Origin of the sequence: Mesorhizobium sp. M7A.F.Ca.AU.002.02.1.1 (assembly GCF_003998535.1) — a bacterium.
Lineage (GTDB): Bacteria > Pseudomonadota > Alphaproteobacteria > Rhizobiales > Rhizobiaceae > Mesorhizobium > Mesorhizobium ciceri.
This window is the reverse complement of the sequence record NZ_RZPB01000627.1, coordinates 1-3,552: the sequence shown is the minus strand read 5'-3', so window position 1 is coordinate 3,552 and position 3,552 is coordinate 1. Positions and strand designations below refer to the sequence as shown.

The following is a 3,552-nucleotide window of genomic DNA, read 5'->3' as shown; positions in this document are numbered from 1 at the left end:
CTCTTCAAAGCAGCGTCAGTTGCACCTGGTCTTTCCCGGCGGCAACGAACTGATCGGTCCGCAGCGTGCGCCGTTCGGCATTGAGACCAAGCCGCTTGGCTGTGATCTCGAAGCGCCGGCCGATCTGCCAGGCATAGGGACCGGCGCCCTTCATGCGCTTGCCCCATTCCGAATCGTAGTCTTTGCCGTCACGCATGGAGCGGACAAGCGACATCACATGGCGGTAACGGTCGGGATAATGGCGCAGCAGCCAGTCCTTGAAGATCGGGCTGACCTCCAGCGGCAGCCGCAGGATCACATAACCCGCCTCGCGCGCGCCGGCCGCACGTGCCGAATCGAGGATGCGTTCCATCTCCGGATCAGTCAGGCCCGGAATGATCGGAGCCACCATGACCGACGCCGGAATGCCGGCATCCGAAAGCTGCCGGATCGCTTCCAGCCGCTTGGTCGGCGTCGACGCGCGCGGCTCCATGGTGCGCGCCAGCATGCGGTCGAGCGTCGTCACCGACAGCGCCACCTTGGCGAGCCCTCGTTCGGCCATGCGCGACAGGATATCGATATCGCGCGTCACCAGGGCGGACTTTGTCACGATGCCGACCGGATGGCCGCGCGCTTCCAGCACTTCGAGGATTTCGCGCATGATCCGGTATTGCTTCTCGATCGGCTGGTAGGGGTCGGTGTTGGTGCCGATGGCGATGGTGCGCGGCTGATAGCTGTCCTTCGAAAGCTCCTTGTCGAGCAAGCGCGCCGCATCAGGTTTGGCGAACAGCTTCGATTCGAAATCCAGACCCGGCGACAGGCCCATGAACGCGTGCGTCGGGCGGGCAAAGCAATAGACGCAGCCATGCTCGCAGCCGCGATAAGGGTTGATGGAACGGTCGAAGGAAATGTCGGGCGATTCGTTGCGGGTGATGATGGTGCGCGGCTTCTCGACCTGCACTTCGGTCTTGAAGGGGGGCAGTTCTTCCAGCGAATTCCAGCCATCGTCGAACACGTGCCGGCTGACTGGCTCGAATCGGCCGGACGGGTTGATGCCGGCCGACCTGCCGCGGTTGCGGTCCGGGCGGACACGCATGCCGCTCTGCTCGACCATCGCATTGGCCATCTCGGCTCTTCCTGCTCCGAAAGCTGCAATGTCGGCGCGCACGATCTGTTCCATTTTCGCCCGCTCCCAGGGACTGTCCGTGTTGTGTCGAATCGCTCTGTTCATGAAATTATTCCTATTTCATCGATGAGAACAAAGCAAGAACTTTCTATGGTGCGATGCAAAACTGGCGCTGTGCGGCGCTTTCCGCTATTCGGCTAAGGATGCTCAGTGTTCTCATCGAAACCCGCAATGACGAGGAGGGCCTCGCCCGCACGCTCGCCTCGCTGATTGGCGGCGCGGTCGAAGGCGTGGTGCGTGAAGTCATCGTCTGCGACACAGGCTCCGCCGACCAGACGCATCGTGTGGCCGAGCATGCCGGCTGTCAGTACGTGACCGGCGGTGTCGCTGCCGGCATCCGCCAGGCCAAGGGGGACTGGTTGCTGCTCCTGGAACCGGGCGCGCGGTTGGTGGAGGGCTGGATCGATGAGGTTGTCGCGCATACGGCCAGGCAGACCATGGCCGCACGGTTTTCGCGCACGCGGGCCAGCCGCACGCCATTCCTGGCACGGGTCTTTTCGGGAAACCGCGCCCTGGCCGACGGATTGCTGATCAGCAAGCGTCAGGCGGCGGCCGCGGCCAAGAGTGCCGGCAGTGCTGAGGCCATCGCCCGCGGCCTCGCAACGAAGCGGCTCGACGCCGAGATCTGGATGGCGCCCGCCAAGCAGGAACGCCGCTCCTCGACATGATTTTTTGCAGCTGCTCAGGCCATTGTGCATTGCACAAAATCTGACGCGGGGTTAGCGTCCGTTCAAGCGGGAATTGGGTTTGGGACATGCCGAGTGGCGAGCACCGATGCGGCATCGGTGGTGCTCTCATAGCCGAGGACCCAATGAAGCTTTCAACCCCCGACACATCCGGCGCGGCCAGTCTCGAGGCTATTGCGCGCGACGGCAGTCTGTTGCGACGCATCGCGGTGCGCATTCCGACCTATCTCAAGGACCTGCGCGAAAACCCCGCCTGGCTGCCGATGTTCGTGCTGGCGCGCACAATGCCTGGACGCCGCATGCATTGGCTGGGCGCAAAACGCGCCCGCCCGGTCGCCAATGCCGGGGATACGATGTTTGCCGGTGTCGAACGGGGAGCGGTCGTCGATGCGTTGCGCTCCGACGGGCTGTTCTCAGGCTTGGTCCTGCCGCCTGATATCCATGAAGAGATCGCCGACTTCGCCGGGCGCACGCCTTGCTTCGGCAATTTCGACCGCCGTCTCGAATTCATGCCGGGGGAACATGCCGAGGCCGAGAAACGCCTTGGCCGCTCGCTGCTCAGCGGGCATTTTTTCGAGCGCATCCTCGACTGCCCGGCGGCGCTTGCCATCCAGCGCGATCCGCTGCTTCTGGATATTGCCGCGCACTATCTCGGCGGCCAGGCAAAACTGATCACGACGCGCGTCTGGTGGAGTTTTCTAACCGGTGCCGCTTCGGATGCCGACAAGAACCTCGCCTCGCTCGGCAAGTATCATTTCGACCTCGATGATTGGCGCATGCTGAAATTCTTCTTCTACCTCAAGCCGGTCGACGCCGACACCGGTCCGCATGTCTATGTCAGGGGCAGCCACAAGCGCCGCAGCCTCAAGCACCAGCTCACGCTTCTGGTTGGCCACCCCGCGCAACAGGTCCTGGATGTCTATGGCGAGCAGAGCCCGGTGACGCTGACCGGCGAGGCCGGTCTCGGTTTCGTCGAGGACCCTTTTGGCTTCCATATGGGCACCGTGCCGGCACGCACGCCCCGACTGATGATGGAAGTCGGCTTCGGCGTCTCGCCGCCGTCGCGCCGGCGGTTTCATGGCGAGCCGGTCATCCGCTGAGAGCGACGCTTGCCTCGGCTTTACGGAGCTGATTTGCCGCGCCGCAAATGCTCGTCCAGGCGCGGCATGATCTCGACGAAGTTGCACGGCATATGCCGGTAGTCGAGCTGTGCCTTCAGGATGCCGTCCCACGCGTCCTTGCAGGCGCCTGGCGAACCCGGCAGCACGAAGACGAAGGTGGCGTTGACGACGCCGCCGGTCGCCCGGCTCTGGATCGTCGAGGTGCCGATCTTGTCGTAGGAGATCCGGTGGAACACTTCCGAAAAGCCATCCATGCGCTTTTCGAAGATCGGCTCCAGCGCGTCCGGCGTCACGTCACGGCCGGTGAAACCGGTGCCGCCGGTGGTGATGACGACATCGATATTCTTGTCCCGCGACCACGCCAGAACCGTGTCGCGGATTTTTTCCCGATCGTCGGTGACGATATCGCGGGCCGCCAGCATATGGCCGGCCTCGGTGATGCGGTCGGCCAGCGTCTGGCCGGATTTGTCGTCGGCGAGGCTGCGCGTATCTGAAACGGTCAGCACCGCGATGCGCACGGGAATGAAGGAGCGGCTCTCGTCAATTCTGGCCATCAGATACCTCCGATGCGATGCTGCGC

Annotated in this window: 4 protein-coding genes; 2 read left to right on the top strand and 2 right to left on the bottom strand. The window is 63.5% G+C overall.

The features are described 5' to 3' along the window. Positions 1-4: 4 nt before the first annotated feature. Entirely contained in the window at positions 5-1,159 is a 1,155-nt protein-coding gene (locus EN879_RS28170) for a PA0069 family radical SAM protein (RefSeq protein WP_023808673.1), read from the bottom strand. Between the two features lie 149 nt (positions 1,160-1,308). Here EN879_RS28170 and EN879_RS28165 point away from each other — a divergent pair, with 149 nt between their 5' ends. Next, positions 1,309-1,833, top strand: coding sequence for a glycosyltransferase (locus EN879_RS28165; RefSeq protein WP_063167649.1), 525 nt, complete (start codon positions 1,309-1,311; stop codon positions 1,831-1,833). 143 nt (positions 1,834-1,976) lie between these two features. Continuing rightward, complete coding sequence (locus EN879_RS28160) at positions 1,977-2,951, top strand: hypothetical protein (RefSeq protein ID WP_063167650.1); 975 nt, start codon at positions 1,977-1,979, stop codon at positions 2,949-2,951. A 20-nt stretch (positions 2,952-2,971) separates the two neighbouring features. On the opposite strand, the gene moaB is transcribed toward EN879_RS28160, so the two are convergent. Further along, entirely contained in the window at positions 2,972-3,526 is a 555-nt protein-coding gene (gene moaB, locus EN879_RS28155) for a molybdenum cofactor biosynthesis protein B (RefSeq protein ID WP_024502637.1), read from the bottom strand. Positions 3,527-3,552: the final 26 nt, after the last annotated feature.

Coding starts and splice junctions, on each gene's coding strand:
- moaB (WP_024502637.1), bottom strand. CDS start 3,526: ATGGCCAGAATTGACGAGAGCCGCTCCTTCATTCCCGTGCGCATCGCG.
- EN879_RS28165 (WP_063167649.1), top strand. CDS start 1,309: ATGCTCAGTGTTCTCATCGAAACCCGCAATGACGAGGAGGGCCTCGCC.
- EN879_RS28170 (WP_023808673.1), bottom strand. CDS start 1,159: ATGGAACAGATCGTGCGCGCCGACATTGCAGCTTTCGGAGCAGGAAGA.
- EN879_RS28160 (WP_063167650.1), top strand. CDS start 1,977: ATGAAGCTTTCAACCCCCGACACATCCGGCGCGGCCAGTCTCGAGGCT.